This window comes from Paralteromonas sediminis, assembly GCF_003820355.1.
GTDB classification, from domain to species: domain Bacteria; phylum Pseudomonadota; class Gammaproteobacteria; order Enterobacterales; family Alteromonadaceae; genus Alteromonas_F; species Alteromonas_F sediminis.
In genome coordinates this window covers 236,363-258,056 of the sequence record NZ_RPOK01000001.1, presented here as the reverse complement: position 1 = coordinate 258,056, position 21,694 = coordinate 236,363, and the positions used below count along the sequence as shown (strand labels likewise).

Here is a 21,694-nt window from a genome sequence, read left to right as displayed (position 1 = left end):
TTACTTAATGACTTTTAACGTGGGCTTCCCGCTAGGCCTTGGTGGCTTAGTATCTGACTGTTCAGGTGTTTGCTCTGAAGCACTATCAACCGACTCCAGTTTAGTATCGGCAGTGCCTTGAGACTCATCAGTAGTCGCTGACTCACCTTCTGCCACGAAGACTGTACCCGCGCCATTTTCACGTGCGTAAATGGCTGAAATGGCGTTACATGGCATAGATATAAATCGCGGTGTGCCGCCAAACCGAGCCTGAAAAGACAATATTTCTAAATCAAGGTGCAAACTGACACACGCACTCGGCGAGATGTTCAGAACTATCTGACCGTTCTGAACAAACTCTCTGGGCACATCAACGCCGTCTTTGTTTGCGTCAACCACTACATAAGGCGTTAGACCGTTATCGACAATCCAATCGTAGAACGCTCTCAGCAAGTAGGGCTGATTAGAAGTCATGTCTTTCATAGCGGGTTGTGGATTTCCCTTTCCTGATCAGTCAATGATGCCTTAAATGTCGGACGTTCAAAGATATTATTCATATAGCCTAAAATCTCTTTGCTTCCAGCGCCATTCAGGGTAATCCCGAGCGCAGGTAAACGCCACAGCAACGGCGCAAGGTAACAATCAACCAAGCTAAATTCTTCGCTCATAAAGAATGGCGTTTCAGCAAAGATCGGGGCCATACTTAACAGCGCTTCTCTTAACTCATTGCGTGCAGCTTCTACATCGCCTTCACCACGGAAAATGCGTGCAGCCAAAGAGTACCAATCCTGCTCAATACGGTGCATCATCAAGCGACTTTGGCCACGAGATACAGGATAAACCGGCATAAGTGGAGGATGAGGGAATCGCTCGTCCAAGTATTCCATAATAATATGAGACTTGTACAAGACCAGTTCGCGATCAACTAATGTTGGCACGGTTCCGTATGGGTTGAGTTCAAGTAACTCCTCGGGCAAATTACTAGGTTCAGTGTAACTAATTTCAACACCAACACCCTTTTCAGCAAGTACGATCCTGACTTGATGACTGTAGATATCAATAGTATCTGAGAACAACGTCATGATAGAACGTTTATTCGCGGCAACGGCCATGTATTAACCTCCAAAAGGTAAAAAAGGGGCATAGCACGCCCCTTGCAATAATATAATCTTGACGTAACTATTTAGTGGACGTCACGCCAGTATTCTTTCTTCAATAGATAAGCAAAGATGCCAAACACAACGATAAATACGAGAACCCATTTACCTATTGCCTCTGACTGAAGCCTTGAAGGCTCGCCTGTATACTCCAAGAAGTTAACCAAGTCATGCATCGCTTGGTCGAACTCCTCGGGTGACATGGAACCTGTGCCGTCTGATTTAATACCATCTACATCTTTGATTACTTCACCGTCTACCATTCTTTCTGTGTATGAAATGCGCGGTGTACCCTGCAGCGGCTCAAGCACATGCGGCATGCCCACATCGGGGAATACTTTGTTGTTCACACCAAAAGGACGGCTTTCATCTTCGTAAAAAGTCGTAAGGTAAGTGTATAACCAGTCTGGCCCACGTACACGAGCAACCAAGGTTAAATCAGGTGGTGGAGCACCAAACCAAGTTGCTGCAGATTCGCCTGGCATAGCACGTGTAATATAGTCAGTAACCTTCTCACCGGTAAACTGAAGATACTCTTGACCTAACTCATCTGGAATGCCCAAATCGCTGAACGTGCGCTGATAACGCTGATACTGCATTGAGTGACAGCCCAGACAATAGTTCATAAATATCTGTGCGCCGCGTTGCAATGACGCATTGTCAGTCAAATCAATGTTGGCTTTTTCCAACGGATAGTTGCTGCCCGCAGCCAAAACTAGCTGAGGAAACACAAATGCTAAAATACATATCAATTTTTTCATTTAGGGATCCTCGTAGGTACAGGCTTGGTCTTTTCGTTTTTGCTGTACAAGAAGAGTGCAGCAAAGAAACCAAAGTACATAACAGTGGCAATTTGCGACGCTGTAATTTTCCAGTTCTCCTGCGGTGTGCCGCCGAGGTAGCCTAAGAAAATGAACACAATTGCGAATACGATCAGGTTTGCTTTGTGCAGACCACTGCGATAACGCCACGAGCGAACATTACTACGGTCTAACCACGGCAATGCAAACAGCGCTGCGATAGCTGAAAACATAGCAATAACACCGAAGAGCTTATCAGGTACCGCTTTCAAAATGGCGTAGAAGGGCGTGAAGTACCAAACAGGGAAAATATGCTGAGGCGTTTTTAGCGGATTAGCAATTTCAAAGTTAGGATGTTCAAGGAATTTACCCCCCATTTCTGGCGCAAAAAACATAACGTAGCAGAATGCGAATAGGAATATGGTAAAGGCCACTAGATCTTTCAATACAATGTGCGGGAAGAACGGCAGAACGTCATCGGCAATGTCGTATTTGCTTGTATAGTATTCGTGAATTTCCCACTTGGTTTTTTCATCTTCAGACAAAGAACCTTTTGGATGTTTGATTGGAATACCGTCAGGGTTGTTTGAACCCACTTCATGCAAGGCAATAATGTGCAAGAACACCAAGATAACAATGACCAGAGGAAGCGCAATAACGTGCAGCGCAAAGAAGCGGTTAAGCGTAGCGCCAGAGATAACGTAGTCGCCCTGAAGCCAAATAACCAAGTCTTCGCCGATAACAGGAATTGCCCCAAACAATGAAACAATTACCTGAGCCCCCCAGTAAGACATTTGTCCCCATGGCAACACATACCCCATAAAGGCCTCAGCCATTAACGCGAGATAAATAAGCATACCAAACACCCACAACAATTCGCGGGGCTTCTGGTAAGAGCCATAAATCATGCCTCTGAACATGTGAAGGTAGACAACCACGAAGAAGGCCGACGCACCGGTACTATGCATATAACGGATAATCCAACCATAATCCACTTCACGCATAATATATTCAACAGAGGCAAACGCACCTTCTGCTGACGGAACAAAATTCATCGTTAGCCAGATACCAGTAACTATCTGGTTAACCAGAACAATGGTTGCCAAGAAACCGAACACGTACCAGAAGTTCATGTTCATGGGCGCGGGGTATTGTATTGCGTGCATGTTTGCAACACGCATCAAAGGAATTCGATATTCAATCCAGTCCATCAGTGCTTTCATGAACTATGCCTCCGCTTCAGAACCGATGATGACTGTAGTGTCATCAACAAATTGATAAGGTGGCACAACCAGGTTCAATGGAGCCGGAACGTTCTGGAATACACGTCCTGCCATATCGAACTTAGAGCCGTGACAAGGACAGAAGAAACCGTCTGTTACGCCCTCTGCATATTCTTCCATCGCGCCGTTTTTCAAATGCTGTGGTGAGCACCCTAAATGCGTACAAATCCCCACCAAGATAAGGTATTCATCTTTCAATGAGCGGTGTCTGTTTTGTGCAAATGTAGGTTGTTGCTCCATTTCCGAATTGGGGTCGCGGAGCTGGTCTTCATGCTTATCCAGTGCGGCAAGGATTTCTGGCGTGCGTCGCACTATCCACACAGGCTTACTACGCCACATAACTCGAATTAACTGACCCGGCTCAACAGCGCTGATATCGACTTCGACGTCAGCACCTGCGGCTTTGGCTTTGGCACTTGGGTTCCAAGAGCCGATAAAAGGAACGGCTGCACCTATCGCACCGACACCACCAATAACCGAGGTGGCAACCGTCAGAAACTTACGACGATTGTTGTTATCGGGCTGGTCTTGCTTAGCAGGCGCAGATTGATTCGCATCTACTGACACATTACTCATCCACATGTCTCCAGAGTTGGATTCTCGGGCGCAAACAGCAATATTTGAACTATCACCTGATTAACGCCAACAGGCTTATTTTTATATTTGTTTATCAATAGCGAATGATAAAAGAAAACCCCTTATAAACACAAGGTTTTACTTGTGTAGAAGGCTGTTTTTAGTGCAGAAGATCAAAGTCTATGTAACAGAAGCTGAACGCTAGTGTTAGTAAAATGTACGATCAAAAAAAAGCCCGGTGCAAAACCGGGCTTTTTGAAAAACACATATAAAACGATTAACGTTTCGAAAACTGTGGTTTCTTACGCGCTTTGTGTAGACCCACTTTCTTACGTTCAACGCGACGTGCATCACGCGTAACAAAGCCAGCTTTGCGAAGGTCTGAACGAAGTGCTTCGTCATATTCCATCAAAGCACGAGTGATACCGTGGCGAATTGCGCCAGCTTGCCCACTGATACCACCACCTTTAACAGTGATGTATAGGTCAAACTTTTCAGTCATCTCTACAAGCTCAAGAGGCTGACGAACAACCATGCGTGCAGTTTCACGACCAAAGAACTCGTCAAGAGGACGCTGGTTTACAGTGATATTGCCTGTACCAGGACGCAAGAAAACGCGTGCGGTAGAGCTTTTACGACGGCCAGTGCCGTAATATTGAGTATCTGCCATGAGTGTCGTTCCTTAAATATCCAGTACTTGAGGTTGTTGTGCAGTATGCTTGTGCTCAGCACCGGCATACACCTTCATTTTACGGAACATCGCACGCCCTAGAGGGCCTTTTGGCAACATACCTTTAACTGCTTTTTCAAGCACCATTTCAGGCTTGTGAGCAAGCAGTTTTTCAAAGTTGGTTTCTTTTAAACCGCCTGGGTAACCAGAGTGCGCGTAGTACATTTTGTCTTTCGCTTTGTTGCCGGTTACGCGGATTTTATCAGCGTTAACAACAACAATATAATCACCTGCATCTGTGTGAGGTGTGTATTCTGGCTTATGCTTGCCGCGTAAGCGATGCGCAATCTCAGACGCCAAACGTCCAAGTACTTTGTCAGTGGCATCAACCACAAACCAATCGCGCTGAACCGTTTCTGGTTTGGCTACAAAAGTTTTCATTTATATATACCCGAAAAATAAATTCGTCGTTACTTGAGTTTACCCACTCGTCACGAGTGTCAAACTCGCCATATGACCGCAATACCACCCCTTCGAGTGATGCTGATCTGCCGCCTTGATTGGGAAAAATCAGACGGACGTAACTGGGCAGGGCGCGAATTATACAGATTTTGAGTGAAAAGCGAACCTCTAAGCGAAAATTTATTTCAAATTAAGCAGCATTTTTTTATTGCCCACTGTCATACATTGGCACTGAACTCACTTTTATTGTTACTATTTTGTTAAATACCTTACAGCATGTGTTCAAACCGTATGCCACAAACACATTATTCCACTTGTACACTTTGTGAAGCCATGTGTGGCATCGAAGTCACTACCGATGGCGACGCGATTTTGTCCATTAGAGGTGATAAGCAAAACCCATTTAGCCAGGGTTACATTTGCCCTAAAGCCGCTACCTTGAAAGACTATTACGATGACCCAGAGCGCATTCGCCAGCCGCTAAAAAAAGCCAATGGACAGTGGGTGCCTGTTAGCTGGGAACACGCCATTGACACTGTCGCCAACAGGATTACTGACATTCAATCAGAGTTTGGTCTCAATGCGGTAGGCTTGTATTTGGGTAACCCCAATGCACATAATCTTGGCGCCTTGCTTTATGGTCCACTTTTTTATCGCGCATTAAGAACAAGAAACCGCTTTTCTGCTACATCAGTTGACCAGCTTCCTCATCATATCGTGAGTCGGCAATTGTTCGGCCATCAAATGCAAATCCCTATTCCTGACATTGATCGTACCGACTTCTTCCTGATCCTTGGTGGTAATCCATTAGCATCAAATGGCAGCATCATGAGTGCGCCGAATATAAAGCAACGTCTTAAAGCCATTCAGGCAAGAGGCGGAAAGGTTGTAGTCGTTGATCCCAAAAAAACAGCGACTGCCAGCTTGAGTGATCATCACTATTACATAAGACCAGGGTCAGATGCCCTACTATTACTTGGCTTGCTCCACACGATTTTTGATTTGAACTTACAAAAACCAGGTAAATTGAGCGAACTTGCTCCAGAGCTACCTGTGTTAGCGCAATGGGTAGACGACTATCCGCCTCATAAAGTTGCTGGCTATGTCGGTATGACGCCCGAACAAATTATTCACCTAGCCAAAATGTTTGCTACAGCCAAAACAGCAGTTTGCTATGGTCGCATGGGCGCAAGTGTCCAGCAGTTTGGGACCTTGTCACAGTATCTGATTACGCTGCTTAATATTATCACGGGCAATTTGGATGCTCCTGGAGGGGCTATGTTCACACAGCCAGCCGCAGATACACGCAACCAGAAAAGCCGGGGTGGGTTTGGCAATCACTGTTCACGAGTGCGAAAGCTACCTAGTTTTGGTGGCGAATTGCCAGTAGCCTGTTTGGCTGAAGAGATTATGACGCCAGGTGAAGGTCAAATAAAAGCCATGATCATCGGCGCGGGAAACCCTGTTCTGTCTACCCCTAATGGTCGACAACTAGACGAGGCCTTTTCCTCTCTGGCATTTATGGTATCGGTTGACTTTTACATCAATGAGAGTAACCGGCATGCAGATATCATTTTGCCCCCAGTTACCGCACTGCAAAGAGACCACTACGATATTGTTTTTCACAAGCTTGCAGTGCGCAATTGCGCGAGTTTTTCTCCCCCCGCCATTGCGCCCAGAGACGACGAACTTAGTGATTGGCAGATATATTTACGTTTGGCTGAAAAGTTCGACAGTCACTATGGCGCACCTACAGCACATTACGCATCATTGCATGCTCAGCAACCGCGAGGTGTAGTTGATACCCTTTTAAAAGAGGGGCGCTATAGTGAAAGCCACAAACTCAGTATCGATACCTTACTCAACCATCCTCACGGCGTAGACTTAGGCCCCCTGCAAACCGCATTGCCAGAAGCACTTTTTACCGAAGACAAAAGAATTCATCTGTGTTTCGACTTTTTTATGGCAGATTTAACACGGCTGAACGCGCATTTTTTTGCTTCTCCCGCCGCAAAACACGTGGTGCTTATTGGCAGAAGGCACATCAAATCAAACAATAGCTGGTTGCATAATAACCCTAGAATGCTCAAAGGTAGCAACAGATGCACTGCGCAGCTGCATTCATCTACCGCAGCGTCGCACAACATCACCGATGGCCAACGCATTGGTGTGAAGTCTCGGGTTGGAAATATAGAAATTGATGCCGAGGTAACGGACGACATTATGCCCAATGTTGTTTCTATCCCCCATGGATGGGGCCACACACATCAGGAAATAAGTTCAACTGTGGCAATAGCGCACCCTGGTGTAAGCTGCAACGATCTGACCGATGCCAGCGTTGTGGATGAACTCAGTGGCAACGCCGTACTTAACGGTGTGCCAGTTGAGATTTATCCCATTACTGCCTAGTGCAGCACCCTCACTTGGTTTTTTCCCTGGTTTTTAGCCATGAAAAGGGCATCGTCTGCTTTGTGTAAAATATCATTGAATGTCATGCCTTTCGACCAGCTACTCAGGCCAATACTTACCGAGAGAGGATGGTCCATATTAAAGGTTCGCCTTTCGATAGATTTTCGCATCAACTCAGCCAGCTTCATTGCCTCCTGTTCCGACTTGGCAGGACACACAACCAAAAACTCTTCCCCTCCCCAACGTGCGACCGCATCACTTTTACCGACACAAGATTTCAACACCTGAGCCACTTCTTTGATGACTTCATCACCGATTAAATGACCATACAAATCATTCAATTGTTTGAAGTTGTCCAGATCAAGTAACAATACTGACATCGCAGATAGCTCGCCCCTTTCAAGTCGATCAAGCGCATGCTTGCCTACTTGGTGCAACTTGCGACGGTTGTACAAGCCTGTCAGAAAGTCTGTTTGTGCATAGCGCTCTAACCGTTGCTGTAACTTTTTCATCTCGCGAATGCGTCTGAAGGCAAAGAATGCAGACGTAATGGATAAGGTAAAGGTTAGCACCAACAACTCATCCAATTCCCAGTTTTCGTGACTTCTCGAATACTGATAAAACCATTCAAACGCATCGAGGTAAGCCAATATTGAAAATGCGACTAGATTGACAGCCACTAACAATATAACGTCGGTAGATAAACGTTTATTGATCACCTTATTGATTAAATTCTTGGTTAGATGCTTCATATACTCCCTGAGCCTTGCATCGCTGAACGACAGCGTTGTCACTCGAAAATGAAGATCCGTGCTTTTCCCTCAACAACTTGACTAACCTTGTCAAACTACCGGCTCTGATAAATATTTCGCATGGCACTATGCACCATTTTGGTGTGTTAAGTAAAGCTGACAATTCAATCCGCACTGCACGAAGGGTCGGCGGCCACGAGTTCTTTGTCTTTGATCACATTGTGCAGACTGGGTTTGTCAATTTGAAATACGCGCAGATTGTTAGGTATGTGCGGTTCAAGTAGTACTTCAAATTGCGCAGTATTGTGCTCGTTTTCGTTTAACCAGGCATTTAATAGGGCGCTATCTTGCGGCATGATTAGTGGCGATGACTTTGCATGGTATGGCCTGAGTTTAGGATGCGGTGGCACAGTGATCACCGAACACGACAAGGTTATTTCTCCCGTCGCCTTATTCATCCACTCCCGATATATACCGCCCATCAATAATGCGCCCTGCTCAGCAATAAAATCGTGGTAATGCACTGGCTTTTTATTGATAAATTCACTCTCACCGAAGCCCATAACGGGGATCACGCAACGGGACTGCCGAAAGGCTGTAAACCCGGCACTCCCGGGCTTATTTAGCTTGTCATAGCGGGTATTGAAAGAGGTGTATTTGGAGGGCTTAAACCCCTGTTCCGCAGGCTCAAGCAACAACCACCAAATAGCATCGTCTAAACGGCGGGTGCCGTCTTTGTTGCGAATAATACTTATGCGGTCAGTCGCCCGTTTAAAACGGCCAGTACGCAGCTGCGATGGCCCAAGCGCAATGCCCAGGCCTTCTATAAGCTCAATGAGCGCCGGATTGTCGACGACGTTTAATCTTCCGCACATAGCCTCTAATTGTTTACTTTCAGCATGTATTCTGCAACCGCTAAACGAATTTCAGGGCTTAAATAATCCTGTGGTGGCATTTCCGGATAGTCATCGCGCTTTTTCACCGGATTGGCGATGTAGTCTGCTAAGCCCTGGGGGTCATCCATGTATAATGCCTGTATAATTTCCACTGGCGGTCCTATCATTCTGCCGGTATATGTATGACAGCCTGTACATATCCCTAAGTAGGTCACCTTGCCTTGTTCAGACTGGTCGATATCTCTTGGCGGTACTGGCTCATCGAGCAAATAGTCGTCAATGGCATCGGTATTCGTAAAGTCACATTCATCCCAGTCACTTACACCCACATGCACATAACGATGCCGGTTGATAATGCAACTGCCTCTACTCACGCCAACTCTAACAATATCTGCATTATCACGCGTTTTGAATTCTGTCAGCATTAACGCTTTGACTTCATCGATAGTATCAAACCCATTATTCATCATTAGGTTATCTAAGATCATCACTTCGTCAGAGGCTGGGTCAGACTCAGGGTCTATAGTGGTATTCGGTGCGTTGTTGTGGTCAGTAATAATGATACCCGCTGTTTTATTACCCGTAATGATATTGCCCTCCACAATGACCTGATCGGCAGCCATAACCAAAATGCCTGTTCCAGCGGGGATGCCAGCGACGGTTGAACCCGGTGCAGCGAAGTTTGGCGTATTATTGTTGACCACAAAGTTATTGCGAAAAATCACGTCGTACGTGGTTTTTATCGGCAAACCAGGGGTGATAAAAGCTAACAATCCGCCCGTATTGTTATGCACATAATTGTTCTCCACAATGGCATGACGGCTGTTTTCTATTTCAATACCCGCAACAGAATCAAAGACTTCGTTGTGCGCAACGTGGATATTGTCGCTCATGCCAACATAAATGGCTGCATCTTCAATGCCTGAAATAACGTTGTGCTCAACCACACCGTTTTTACCCAGTTGGGGAAAGACACCATAAACGCCAGTGTCGACAATGACATTATTGCGGATTTCAAAATTATTGCCCGCCTGCCCCATGATCGCGTTGCCCTTGTACTTGGTGATAAGCAGGTTTTCTACCACAACATTATTTCCCGAATACAAGATGGCGTCATTCAAGCGCCCTTCTCCATGTAAAGTTGCGCGTTTACCTTCTTCAATCACACCAGAAATGCGTATGCCGTCTTTATCTATGTAGACAGTTTCATGATACGTACCGGGCATAATTTGAATGGTATCTCCTGGCGCCGCCTGCTTCACTGCATCCATGATCACATCGCCATCTTCAACAACCCAGGTTTTTCCCGAGCCCGCCAAAACAACGCCAGACGTGTTGTCTGACATGGCCGTATCGGCAGTCTGATCGTAACCACCGGAATACGTTGCTCCACCCGCACTTGAAGTGAATACTGGCGCACGATTTTGCGCGCCATAATAGGCTCCACCGGCAAAAGCGCCAACAATAAGCACCGCAGCTAAGATCTTTGTTTTCATCATTCTTCTCCTTGAGCTGTTCGCGCTTGCGAATCAGTAAATAGGGTGGATTGCACCTGTAATGCCTGCGTGACCGAGCGGCCCGAGGGCACTTTGTCAGGAATGGCGGGGATTAAACTTTCATCTGTCAATGTGCCCAAAAATTCAACAATGAGCAGCACCTCTTCCCGGGTCAAATTAGGCTCCCAGATATGCCAGTGCAATTGAAGTGTCTCGTTTTCAGGTACCGCATGGCCACGCCCTTTGGTATAAAACTCAACAGATTCTTCAAGCGATTCAAAATTGCCTGCATGCATGTATGGTTCGGTTAGTGTGATGTTGCGCAAGGTTGGGACCTTAAATCCCCCGCGCAATTTTTTGGCATTAAACGTAGCCTCGGCGCCTGCGTCAAAAGGGTCACCGTTTTTTTCAGGCACGCCGATAACCGCTATCTGATTATTGGTAAACAAAGGGGGCTGATGACATTCAGCACAGCGGGCCACAAAAGAACGAAATACGTTCATTCCTGCAATTTCACGTTGAGTCAATGCGTTGTGATGTCCGTGGGCATATCTGTCGTAGCGGCTGTTAAGTGAAATCAGTGAAACCTGGAAGCCAGCAAGTGCTTGGTAGACACTTTCCAATGCAATGCCGTCTGTATCGGGAAAAGCCTGTTTAAACAGCGAGACATAGATGGGATCTTGGTTAAGCGTGCTTAACAGCTGAGCAGGTGAATTGCCCATTTCCACAGGACTGAATAATGGGCCAGCCGCTTGCTCCTCCAGAGTATTTGCCCGACCATCCCAGAAAAACCTGTCAAGGAACGCTACGTTCCACAATGTCGGTGCCGAGCGCTGCCCTCTTTTGCCCTGAATGCCTACACTCTTACCAAGGCCATCACTAAAGCCTTTTTCTGGCTGATGACAGCTGGCGCAGGATACACTCCCGTCTTTAGATAAGATGGGGTCAAAAAACAGCAGTCGCCCTAAATCAATTTGCGCCGGGGTAAAACCATCCCTATGCGCTGGTAACGCAGTGCGTGTACCGCCAACTCCCCTATCCTGTACGGAGGTATACCATTGATAGCGGGTGACCAACCTGCATTTACCCTGTTCATCCAGGTCAAAACTTGGCGGGCAACGTTCAGACAAGACAAACTCAGAAGCATGAGATGTGAACACCGTCATCAGCACTAACATACTCAATGTTCTCTTGATGGAAAGGCGCAACACGTCTTAATCCTGTTGGCTTATAAACAGCAAAATATCATGCAGTTGTTCATCTGAAACAGTTCGCGACATGGCTGCCATCTGACGTCCAGGTTTATCAGTTTTGTCTGTACCTCTTATGCCCTCTCTAAAATATTGCATTTGACGCTCAATATAATCGGAGGATAAACCAGCAAGCCGAGGCGCTTTAAATGCAGGATTGCCCTGTGCTTGCCCACCATGACAGGCTCCACACTTGCCCTGATAATAAGCATACCCTTTTCGCTCATCCCCGCTTCTCTGTTCTTCCGAAACCGAGGAAGGCAAAGATGATAAGTAAGCACTCACTTCCTTAAGTGCATTATCGTCCAGATTTGCAACCAAAGCTGTCATCTGTGAACCATAAATATCTGCGGGGTGCTTGCCACGAAGACCCGTTTTAAAGTGTGTCAATTGCCGCAACAAGTAGGCTTCTGACTGCCCAGCCAATGCCGGTGACTTCATCGCAGTATTTCCTTCGGCATTTACACCATGACACGCCACACACTGTTGATAGATGGCTTCTCCCTGATTGGCATAGCCGCTGTGACTAACAAAAATTACGAAGAACAGGGCGCATAATCGAAGTGTAGATTGAAGCATTAGTATGTCTCTTAAACGCAATTGCTATTAACTTTAATCTTCAATGCGTGCCGCGACTTATTGATTACTGAAAAAAGCTGACGAATTCTAAAATCCATCAGCTTTTTGCCAAATGCGTGTGCCTGTATTCGGTTGGTGTCATGCCGTGTGTGGCTTTAAATGCCTTATTAAATGAACTTAAACTTCGAAAGCCACTTTCCAATGCCAGCGTTAACACAGGAATGTCTTTTTGCTGCGTGTCTTCCAACTTTTCTGACACTTCTTTGATGCGATAGTAGTTTAAAAAATCATTAAAGTTTCTGTATTCAAGCTCACCATTAATCAGCTTGCGTAATTTATATTCATGAATAGCCAGATGTTTTGCCAACACACTGATGGTCATGCCTTCTTCCCGGTATAACTGCTCCTGCGTCATCGCATTGACTATGCGTTTCAACTCAGGTGACATACTCTGATGTGTGCTCTGCTCTTGCGACGAAGACTTAACTTCATCAAATAAGGTCCCCTGACGAAGGGTAAATAAGAGCAGATTTATCCAAATCATCATGGCGCCCAAAAGCGCAAACTCCAATGGCCTTAACCAAGCCCACTCCACATTAAAAAGCTGTTCAATCAGAATGATACCAAATACATAAATACCGGCTAATGCAATAATGCTCCCTCGCATGTAGCGTCTTTCCTGTACTAAATCGTCTTGCCAGTTTTTCATTGCAACTATCATGGCATAGCAAATAAGTGCCAGCTCCAATGCCATTGCACCGTACTTGGTTAACCCGTAAAAAGCAGGGTAGCTGCGCAAATCAAATGCAAACACAAGTTGGACAATCAGTGTGAGGAATGGAATAAGTAACGTTGATGAGGCCAACCAGTATTGCCAAGGTTTGAGGACTTTATGGTCGCCAAAGATGCTCAGTGACACTAGCCAAAACACACCGGGTAAGGCATTACCTGACAAATAATCCACCCACCACAGAAAATCCATGTCGTTCAATGGACCAAACAAATCACTGAGATGGTAGCCGCAGCCCAACAATAGCAGGAGTGAAAATAACGCCGCAGACTGATTTTTTCGCCACACGGGGGCTAAAAGAACCGAACAGGTTGCCATTTGGATAAAAGCGAAGTGCGCCAGAAATTGGCTAAATGAGGTCATTTATAGTCTTGTTGTTGTTTCCCCTTTTTCACAATATAGCCTGAAACAAAAAAGCCCCGCAATAGTACGGGGCTTTGAAACGGTTTAATTAAAAACGGTATTTAAAATCAATACCCAGTTCTCTACCTCGATTTATGCGAGCAAACGGCGTGCCCAGCACCGAGGCTGTTCTGCCCCCCAAACTCAGTACATAGCGCTCATCTGTAATGTTACGAGCCCACAGGCCCACTTCCACTTTTTCGTCAAAATCAGACCAAGAGATACGGCCATCTAAATCTCTAATATCTTTAAAATAAGCGGGAACTGCTAGTTGGAAATCCTGAATGCCTGGATTTTGGTCATTGGTGTTTTCCTCAAAGCGATAGTTAAAGTGCACATTAACTATTCCCCATGGGAGGTCAGGCGTCCAGTCAAACATCAGCGTGTAATTAGTGTCGGCGTCAAATGACTCTTTGCGCGCCGCAACAAGCTCACCTGAAGCATCGTAGAATTCAGGTGTCTCAACGTCAGTGCTGCGAATTTCAGTAATCAAACCCAGCCTCACTGAATCGGTTGCCTGCCATACTACTTCGGCCTCAAACCCCTTAATCTCACGGTTTTCGTTAATAATAGAGGGAATAGCCTGATTACTGCCGGGTTGTCGAGACTCAATAGCCACTTGGAAGTTATCAAGTTGAGTGTCAAAAAAGGCGAGATTAACTCTAACACTGTCCCACAGCGTAGCTTTGTAACCGACTTCAAAATTGGTAGTATCTTCCGGTGCAAAGGCGGACTGCCCAATAGACTGATCAACCGGAACGAGCGAGTCAAAGCCCCCCGATTTATAGCCAGTAGAATAAGAGGCGAAGATCATTTGATCATTATCAAGCTGATAATTGGTGACGAGCCGCCCCGTCACTTTACTCCAACTATCCGACGCAGCTATATTGACCTGTGGGAACAATTGATTGGCCACACCGGGAATAGTTTGCGCAAACGAATTTTCAGGTATGAACCAGGTAAAGTCTTTGTCGTCAGATGAATAACGAATACCCGCAATAACATGCCATTTCTCTGTAACAGCATAATCAATATCAGCATACACACCAATATTGGTAAACGTCCCGGTATTAAACACGTTCTCCTGCCAGAACTGACCGGCATAACTAGGCCCAAATATAATAGGATCACCTAGCTCTGAGGCGACCAGATCATAGGTTAAATCGCCGAGTGCATTGACGACAAAGCCAGTCAGGGGCGCATCGGGAAATCCAATAGCGGCCATAATATCGCCCGCAGCACCAAGCGCTGTCAGCGCGTTCGCCCATTCATCGGCGTTCCACATATGGTCCATGGGAAAACCCAAGCCCTGAAATTGTTGGTCTACTACGCCTTCGAACGTTGCACCAGGCCCAAAAACGGCAGCCACAATATCGTCTGATGTACCACCCAGCGCCGCAGCGAGCTGGGCGGCCACCTGGCCGCGCACCTGACCATTGATTTCGCCCGTTACCAAACGGGCAATCGTATCTGTAGTTAGGTTGAGTTCGGTTTGCTGCGAAACGTTTTCTTTTGAATACGACACACCGGTAACCGCATTTATTCGATCACTGACATAGGAAAATTGCAGTTCCGAATAGAATATGTCGGAGTCTTCGTTGTTTGACGTATCAAAATAACGGGTAATATCAGCGGTACCATCTTCATCTTCTCGGTTAACGGTTTGCCAGTCTCGTTTACTGGCAACAAACTTCATTGACCACTGGTCGTTGAAGTCGTGCAGAACCTTGCCAATCACCCCGTACATATCGCGCGATTCGACGCCTTCTCTCACATCATTTTCAGCTTGTGCAGTAAAAGGGTCAGTACCACCAGCATAAGCGAATTCACTCGTACCTACCGCCATAGGAGGACCTTGTTCCAAGTCATCGTGATCATAAGACAGATAAACTTGTGTATCTGATGACGCTTGCCATAACAAGGATATTTTTGCCGCTAAGTGTTGACGTTCTCCTAAATCGTAAATCGTATTCTTCTTATTCCATTTTGGCCTGGCTATATTTTCGACAATACCATCTTGTTTGTTACTCAGTAGATTGGCACGCATAAATAGAGAGTCGGATAGCGGGGCATTGAACATACCTTCGAGTCGAACGAGGTCATCGGTACCTAAAGACGCTTTGACGAAGCTCTCATAATCTTCTTGCGGTCTCACAGGAATAACACTTACCACACCCATTGCAGCATTTCTGCCAAACAAAGTACCTTGTGGACCTTTTAGTACCTCAACCCTTTCAATATCTGAAAACAGTACATTTTGAGCCGCACGGGGCATGTAGGTGTCATCATAAAAAGATGCGGAGGAAGGGTCGCCGCCCACACTGATATTAGGGCTGGATATACCGCGCATTCTAATCCCTGCCTGGGTCATATTACCGTCAGAGAACTCAAACCCTGGAACAAATTTGTCTACATCACTGAGTAAAATAGACGCACTTTCTTCTAGTAACTGTGCACTGACAGTACTAACAGTAACAGGCACTTTCATCACATTCTGCACCCTCTTTTGCGCCGTTACCTCGATCAATTCAAATGCTTGCTTTTCTTTGTTCTCTTCGGCCAACTCCTGTGCTGATACTAGGGGAGACGAAAAGCAGAGCGCGGCAATTACCGCCGTGCAGACATAGCTTGGTGTGCCAATTGTTATTGGTTTCATTGCGTTCCTCGTTGCTGTTTGCAGCTTTTTATAGTTTTCTAATCAGCACTATATAAATAGTTGAAAAGCAAGACTTACGCATTATGGGAAATGCATGACGGATTCTAAAAATAAACTGACGGATTATTGTAAACAGTATGTTAACACTAATGCTCCACGATAAAGACAGCAACTAAACCTTTCTCATTGACAATGCACCACTGTCGTTAATTCGGTTTACCAAAAGACAAAAAAACCGTTGTTTTTAGGTCAAATAACCGTAGACTCATCATCAGAAAAAGTAAGGAAACGTATCGAGTTGTCTACCAAGAGCATATACATTTTGTGTCTTCTGCTGGCGTTGCACAGTGGTGCTATTGCATTGATACAAAATAAGCATATCGCAAATTTGCAACACAATGCGCCTGCAGATATAGAACTGATATGCACCGGCTCAACCATGAAATGGGTGTCTGTTTCAAAAACACAGGCCGCAGGACAATTTGTTTTTGTTGATTTTCAACCAGATAACAGTGATCACCCTTCGCCTTTATTAGACGTAACCTGCCCAGTCGCTACGCTTGCTGATAATCAGTCACAAATCAATATTACAATTGACACTATTCAAATAACTAACCTCATTTTTTTAGCCATTGTGGAGTCGCTTTACCAGCGCCCCTACACACTGTTTGCCTACCGAAAATCACAGCCTCGCTCTCCCCCTGTTTCTATTGCAATTTAAAGCATAAATAGGGCCGGCGCTGTGCCGGAAAATCGAGTGCGCCTATGCGCAAGTATTACGAGAGCAAAGATGAAAAAAATACTTTTTGCGGGTCTTAGCGTGACCTGCTGCAACTTTACATTTACCGCCGATGCTGAAACTGCTATTTCCGAAAATATTGAACGCATCAATGTTATCGGCTCGCAGCAAGCCACCGTGGCTCAGCTATCGCTCGATGACATGGTCTCCAGCGAAGTTGATTTCAGAGACGCTATGAAAAAGCTACCGGGTGTGCACACCAATAATAATGGCCCCGTTACCGCCGTAACTCAGTACAGAGGCCTGTTTGGTGACAGAGTCCCCCTATTATTCGCAGGTTCGCCACTGGCAGGGGCTGGTCCAAATGCTATGGATTCTCCACTTTCCCATGTTTTTGCCATGCCGGGCACAAGTATCTCGCTACATCGAGGAATAGCCCCTGTGAGTCATGGCGCAGAAACCTTAACCAGTAACATTAGGGTCAATGTTTTTGATGATGCTGCGTTTACCTCCGAGAGTGAGTGGTTTAGTAAACTGTCTGCCGGTTTTGGGGAACAAGGGAATGCACGAAATACTTCACTGATGGGGGGCTATGCCAATGCCGACACTTATTTGCATGGTTTTATTGCTGACCAACAACAAGACGACGTCGAAGACGGTGAAAACGGGCGAATACCCAATAGTTTTTTTGACCGTCAAGCATTCGGTCTAAATACAGGCTGGCGGACCAACAAACACCAGTTTAATGGGCATTACCAGGTAGTCGATACCGGGGAAAGCGGTACGGCGGCGTTGGCGATGGACATTATCTATATAGACAGTAGAAGCTACCGTCTGCAATATCAGTATGAGCCTAGTCTGCATTCTCAATTGACCCTCTCAGCCAGTGGCAACAGCAATCAACATGGCATGAACAACTTTTCCTTCCGGTCAAGGATGGATCCCATGGCTCGACTCAACACCGTTGACAGTCTTTCCAGAGGGTATAATGCTCAATGGCTACAGCACTTAGACGGCAGTGTTTTAACCGCTGGAGCCAACTGGCATTCGCAGTCACACAATTCGGTTATCACCAACCCTAAGCTCAATAACCTGACCATCAATAACTTCAACAATATTGAGCGCACACTGGCAAGTGGCTATCTTCAATGGGACACAAATGTGTCTGACATTACCTATTCAGGCGGCATGCGTTATACCCGCGTAGAAATGTCAGCTGGAAATGTCAGTAACTCAATGGCAATGATGAACCCCATGGTAGCCACTCTGGTCAACCGCTTTAACGACGCTGATCGCAATAAAGATTTCGACTTTGTCGACCTGACTTTGCATGCGACTTCTCCTTTGTCGGATAACTGGTCATGGCAAATCGGTATGGCGCAAAAAAATCGGGCTCCGAGTTATACCGAGATGTTTGTCTGGCTTCCATTAGGCATTTCTGCTGGTCGTGCCGACGGTAGAAACTATCTGGGTAATCTAGATTTACAGCACGAGACCGCTTCACAAATCGACCTAAGCGTAACCTATGCAAACGATAAACTGACTATCGCTCCTCGTTTGTTCTATCAGCAAGTTGCTGATTTTATTGTGGGTGATCCCTCTACTGATATGCCCGCGAATAGGATTTCCAACATGATGACAGGTAATATTCCATTACAATGGCAAAACGTCGATGCCACCCTTTATGGTGCTGATCTTGAAGCATTGGCTAGTATAAATAAACACTGGTCAGTGCAAATGATTGCTTCTTATGTAAAAGCTGAAAGAGACGACAGCAATACACCACTTTATCGCATCGCCCCCGCCACATTGATAACCACATTGCAATGGGAGACAGGTCAGTGGCAACTTGCTCTGGAATCTGAGCTCGCCGCCCGTCAGTCAAGCGTGTCTGAACAGCAAAATGAGCAGCGCAGTGCCGGGTACGGCGTATTTAACGCGCATTTCACCTACAATATAAATAAAAACCTAGCCATTAAAGGCATTGTGAGCAACTTATTTGACAAACAATATCAGCCACATTTGGGCGGCATTAACCGGGTTGCTGGTGAAGCGCTTCCCGTTGGTGAAAAGCTCTTTGCTCAAGGCCGTGATATCAACCTAACAATAGCACTTCAATTTTAACGCTAATACGCCATTTAAAAACACAGACGTGGACAACCTGTCCACGTCAATTCTTCATTCACCCTATTTCAGACTAGAAATTGCGCTAAACCATTGCAATACTAATAAAAAAGCGTCGGCCAACAGCGAGAATTATTATGTCAAAACAGGTTAGCTCAAGAGATACCAGAGCCAAAGCCTTACGGGTAAATTTGGATGAAAAGAAGTACGGCACTATTGTGGAAATTGGTGCCGGACAGGAAGTTGCCCGGCAGTTCTTTCTCGCAGGCGCAGCGGCGGGTACGATTGCAAAAACGATGTCAGCTTATGACATGAAGTTTTCTGACGCTATCTACGGCGTCCAGCAAGACAGACGTTATGTCAGTAAATCACGCGTACAAGCCATGATGGCACAAGAATTTGACTTAGTGATTGAACGCATTGCTGATGTCAGGCCCAAGTCTTCTCGTTTCTTTTCCTATGCTGCTACAGTCGCCGCTAAAAGCTTCAAAGGGAACAACGAATGTCATGCGTGGTGTGGTATTAGAGTACAAATGTATCCGGGCGCAGAACCGTCGGATATTGTGGTTCACGTACGAATGTTCGACGACAACGCAGAAGCTCAGCAACAGGCGTTAGGCGTGTTGGGTGTGAACCTTATCTATGCGGCCTATTATTACTTTGAAGACCCCCGCAAGATCATTGATTCACTCACAGATGGCATGAAGCCAAACCGGGTCGAAATAGACTCGGTTGAATTCCACGGCCCCTATTTTGATGACTTAGACAATCGTGCAAAGAATATTCATTTAATACGGAGTTGGAAAACACGCGCGGTAATGTTTAAACCCGACGGCTCCGTCGCTATACCGGCAGACATGCTCTATAAGAAAAATGTGCTCACTATTCGCGGCTCGTTCAGGCCAGTGACTAAATTGAATGTGGATATGATTGAGCAAGGAAAAAAGGCATTTTTTGCACAGCAAGGCGTGGATGAATCCAATACGGTAGCCATTGCAGAAATCTCGCTTAATGATGCTTATGGAAACGACGCCAATTTTCCGGAAGCCGATCTTATCGAACGTGTGCAATTGCTTAATAGTCTTGGATACAATGTGATGATTTCAGACTATACACGTTACTTTTCACTGCGAGCCTATTTCCGCCAATATACCAAGATGCATATTGGCATTGTGGTTGGCATGATTAATATTAAGCAAATCTTCGATGAAAACTTCTATCGCGGTGTGGAAGGCGGCATACTTGAAGGCTTTGGTAAGCTATTTCCCGACAACACACAATTGTATGTGTATCCAGAGAAAGCTGAAGACGGGCAGCCGACGCACTTTACCGAAGTGAAAGTACCCAATCACCTGCGTTTTCTTTACCGCCACCTGTTAGAAAATGATTTTATTGCCGGTATTGATTGCAGCGACCCCGCACTCTTCGAAATTTTCTCTAGAGAAGTGCTAAAACAAATCCCCTCCGGCTCCAAGGATTGGATGAATATGGTACCTGAGAAGGTCGCATCAGAAATTGTTGAACAAAAACTTTTTGGTTATAAAGGCTAGCACTCGAGTTAGCCAACCTCTTTCAGCACATCTTTCCAGCGTTGATGCCAGGTATGCTTTGAGTGCACGCTCTCGAACCCTGATATCTGGTGTTCTCGGTAAGCCTCATCGGTCAGGCTGGCGTAATTATCCATCGTTAAGATGCCTTTAGGAAATTGCCCATGAATATACTCACTGTCGGCAATGACTGGCGTACCAACAGAAAGGGGGGCCACAACCCTTTCATGTAAACCAAGTTCAAAACCTGGGGAATTATGCAGCACAAAATCTGCGTTTCTAATACGTTCCACCAGCATAGGGTAGTCTGATGCATCTTCATAATGATGCATCGGAAAATCAGCCGCATACTTGTCTGAGCCCTTTCCCACAACCGTCAGCTTGATCCCTCTTTGCTGACATGCTTCCAATATTTTAGTGCGACTTTTGGCTCGCAAATAATGGTCAACCCAAACGGCAATCCTACGAATGTTTTCATCCAAAGCGATGCTGGCAGGACGGCTTCCCATTGGTAACACACCCAAAAGTTGTAAAAAGCGCGTTACTGTTGTTGCCTGCTCGGTTATTGCAGCTATTTGATGCCATACCGGCTTTAGCGTTTCAAAGGCATTGTTCAGGTCAAAATATGAGACGGGAAACAGGATTTCACCCGACTTATTGGTTCTATCTTTAATGGCTTTGCGGTCAAGCGTCTTTGCACTGACAGCATGAGGGAAGAAGCGCGCGTTAAAGCCACACAATTGGCAGAATGACACATGCTCCTGATCGACACACAATATTGTGGCAGGTATGCCAACAAACCGCTTCATGAGGTGGATAGGATGATCGACCAAAAAGATAAAAAGTGGACGTCTTTTCGCGTAGTCAGACAAACGAGTGTTGTCCAGTTTAATATCCTGACCTACGCCGTTAAAGGATACAATAAAGTCATAGTTGTCTAATTTATCAATATTAGTGGCAGTGGCTTCAACCGTTTCCGGAGAAGAAAAGTCCAATAAATCAACAGTGACACCCGATGCCAATAAATCTGTCGCCATACCTTCGAAAAAATGTGAAACCACACCGTACTGATTGGAACCGAAAATCAAAAGGGCTTTAGCCATCGTTAATCAGCAACCTTGCTGTTT

The 21,694-nt window shown here is 45.8% G+C and carries 19 protein-coding genes; 4 read left to right on the top strand and 15 right to left on the bottom strand.

Translation table 11 applies throughout. From position 1 onward, the window contains the following. The 7 genes from DRW07_RS01160 to rplM form a co-directional block, all read right to left on the bottom strand. Window positions 1–462 carry a ClpXP protease specificity-enhancing factor gene (locus DRW07_RS01160; protein WP_205665341.1) on the bottom strand — a complete coding sequence of 154 codons (462 nt, stop codon included), beginning with the start codon at window positions 460–462 and terminating at the stop codon, window positions 1–3. After that, window positions 459–1,091 carry a stringent starvation protein SspA gene (gene sspA, locus DRW07_RS01155; protein ID WP_124026054.1) on the bottom strand — a complete coding sequence of 211 codons (633 nt, stop codon included), beginning with the start codon at window positions 1,089–1,091 and terminating at the stop codon, window positions 459–461. The genes DRW07_RS01160 and sspA overlap by 4 nt, the downstream gene beginning before the upstream one ends. Window positions 1,092–1,162: 71 nt before the next feature. Then, window positions 1,163–1,897: a cytochrome c1 gene (locus tag DRW07_RS01150; protein WP_124026053.1), complete on the bottom strand. Its 735-nt coding sequence runs from the start codon at window positions 1,895–1,897 to the stop codon at window positions 1,163–1,165. Continuing rightward, window positions 1,894–3,159 (bottom strand): cytochrome b, encoded by a 1,266-nt coding sequence (locus DRW07_RS01145; protein ID WP_124026052.1) that lies wholly within the window; start codon window positions 3,157–3,159, stop codon window positions 1,894–1,896. The genes DRW07_RS01150 and DRW07_RS01145 overlap by 4 nt, the downstream gene beginning before the upstream one ends. A gap of 3 nt (window positions 3,160–3,162) precedes the next feature. After that, window positions 3,163–3,795, bottom strand: coding sequence for a ubiquinol-cytochrome c reductase iron-sulfur subunit (gene petA, locus DRW07_RS01140; RefSeq protein ID WP_124026051.1), 633 nt, complete (start codon window positions 3,793–3,795; stop codon window positions 3,163–3,165). A 277-nt stretch (window positions 3,796–4,072) separates the two neighbouring features. Beyond that, window positions 4,073–4,465: a 30S ribosomal protein S9 gene (gene rpsI, locus DRW07_RS01135; RefSeq protein ID WP_124026050.1), complete on the bottom strand. Its 393-nt coding sequence runs from the start codon at window positions 4,463–4,465 to the stop codon at window positions 4,073–4,075. Between the two features lie 12 nt (window positions 4,466–4,477). Continuing rightward, the gene (rplM, locus tag DRW07_RS01130; RefSeq protein ID WP_124026049.1) at window positions 4,478–4,906 is read right to left on the bottom strand and encodes a 50S ribosomal protein L13; all 429 of its coding nucleotides are present in this window, start codon (window positions 4,904–4,906) and stop codon (window positions 4,478–4,480) included. 297 nt (window positions 4,907–5,203) lie between these two features. Between rplM and DRW07_RS01125 the strand changes: the two genes are divergently transcribed. Further along, window positions 5,204–7,336, top strand: a complete 2,133-nt coding sequence (locus DRW07_RS01125; RefSeq protein WP_377923143.1) for a molybdopterin-dependent oxidoreductase — start codon at window positions 5,204–5,206, stop codon at window positions 7,334–7,336. Here DRW07_RS01125 and DRW07_RS01120 read toward each other — a convergent pair. From DRW07_RS01120 to DRW07_RS01090, 7 genes are all read right to left on the bottom strand, one after another. Continuing rightward, window positions 7,333–8,088, bottom strand: a complete 756-nt coding sequence (locus DRW07_RS01120) for a GGDEF domain-containing protein (RefSeq protein ID WP_124026047.1) — start codon at window positions 8,086–8,088, stop codon at window positions 7,333–7,335. The genes DRW07_RS01125 and DRW07_RS01120 overlap by 4 nt on opposite strands. A 164-nt stretch (window positions 8,089–8,252) precedes the next feature. Continuing rightward, window positions 8,253–8,963 (bottom strand): SOS response-associated peptidase family protein, encoded by a 711-nt coding sequence (locus DRW07_RS01115; protein ID WP_124026046.1) that lies wholly within the window; start codon window positions 8,961–8,963, stop codon window positions 8,253–8,255. 5 nt (window positions 8,964–8,968) lie between these two features. Then, complete coding sequence (locus DRW07_RS01110) at window positions 8,969–10,483, bottom strand: parallel beta-helix domain-containing protein (protein WP_124026045.1); 1,515 nt, start codon at window positions 10,481–10,483, stop codon at window positions 8,969–8,971. Continuing rightward, on the bottom strand, window positions 10,480–11,658 hold the full coding sequence (locus DRW07_RS01105) for a cytochrome-c peroxidase (RefSeq protein ID WP_124026810.1): 1,179 nt from the start codon (window positions 11,656–11,658) through the stop codon (window positions 10,480–10,482). The genes DRW07_RS01110 and DRW07_RS01105 overlap by 4 nt, the downstream gene beginning before the upstream one ends. Window positions 11,659–11,694: 36 nt before the next feature. Further along, window positions 11,695–12,309: a c-type cytochrome gene (locus DRW07_RS01100; RefSeq protein ID WP_124026044.1), complete on the bottom strand. Its 615-nt coding sequence runs from the start codon at window positions 12,307–12,309 to the stop codon at window positions 11,695–11,697. Window positions 12,310–12,406: 97 nt separating this feature from the next. Beyond that, window positions 12,407–13,462 carry a helix-turn-helix domain-containing protein gene (locus DRW07_RS01095; RefSeq protein ID WP_124026043.1) on the bottom strand — a complete coding sequence of 352 codons (1,056 nt, stop codon included), beginning with the start codon at window positions 13,460–13,462 and terminating at the stop codon, window positions 12,407–12,409. A gap of 88 nt (window positions 13,463–13,550) precedes the next feature. After that, a complete protein-coding gene (locus tag DRW07_RS01090) occupies window positions 13,551–16,157 on the bottom strand; it encodes a TonB-dependent receptor (protein ID WP_124026042.1) in 2,607 nt (868 codons plus the stop codon). Between the two features lie 298 nt (window positions 16,158–16,455). Between DRW07_RS01090 and DRW07_RS01085 the strand changes: the two genes are divergently transcribed. The 3 genes from DRW07_RS01085 (at window position 16,456) to DRW07_RS01075 (ending at window position 20,570) form a co-directional block, all read left to right on the top strand. After that, complete coding sequence (locus tag DRW07_RS01085; RefSeq protein WP_124026041.1) at window positions 16,456–16,878, top strand: hypothetical protein; 423 nt, start codon at window positions 16,456–16,458, stop codon at window positions 16,876–16,878. A gap of 69 nt (window positions 16,879–16,947) precedes the next feature. After that, on the top strand, window positions 16,948–19,020 hold the full coding sequence (locus DRW07_RS01080; RefSeq protein ID WP_124026040.1) for a TonB-dependent receptor plug domain-containing protein: 2,073 nt from the start codon (window positions 16,948–16,950) through the stop codon (window positions 19,018–19,020). A gap of 137 nt (window positions 19,021–19,157) precedes the next feature. Further along, window positions 19,158–20,570 carry a TonB-dependent receptor gene (locus tag DRW07_RS01075; protein ID WP_124026039.1) on the top strand — a complete coding sequence of 471 codons (1,413 nt, stop codon included), beginning with the start codon at window positions 19,158–19,160 and terminating at the stop codon, window positions 20,568–20,570. An 8-nt stretch (window positions 20,571–20,578) separates the two neighbouring features. Here DRW07_RS01075 and DRW07_RS01070 read toward each other — a convergent pair whose 3' ends face one another. Further along, window positions 20,579–21,670, bottom strand: a complete 1,092-nt coding sequence (locus DRW07_RS01070; protein WP_124026038.1) for a hypothetical protein — start codon at window positions 21,668–21,670, stop codon at window positions 20,579–20,581. Window positions 21,671–21,694: the final 24 nt, after the last annotated feature.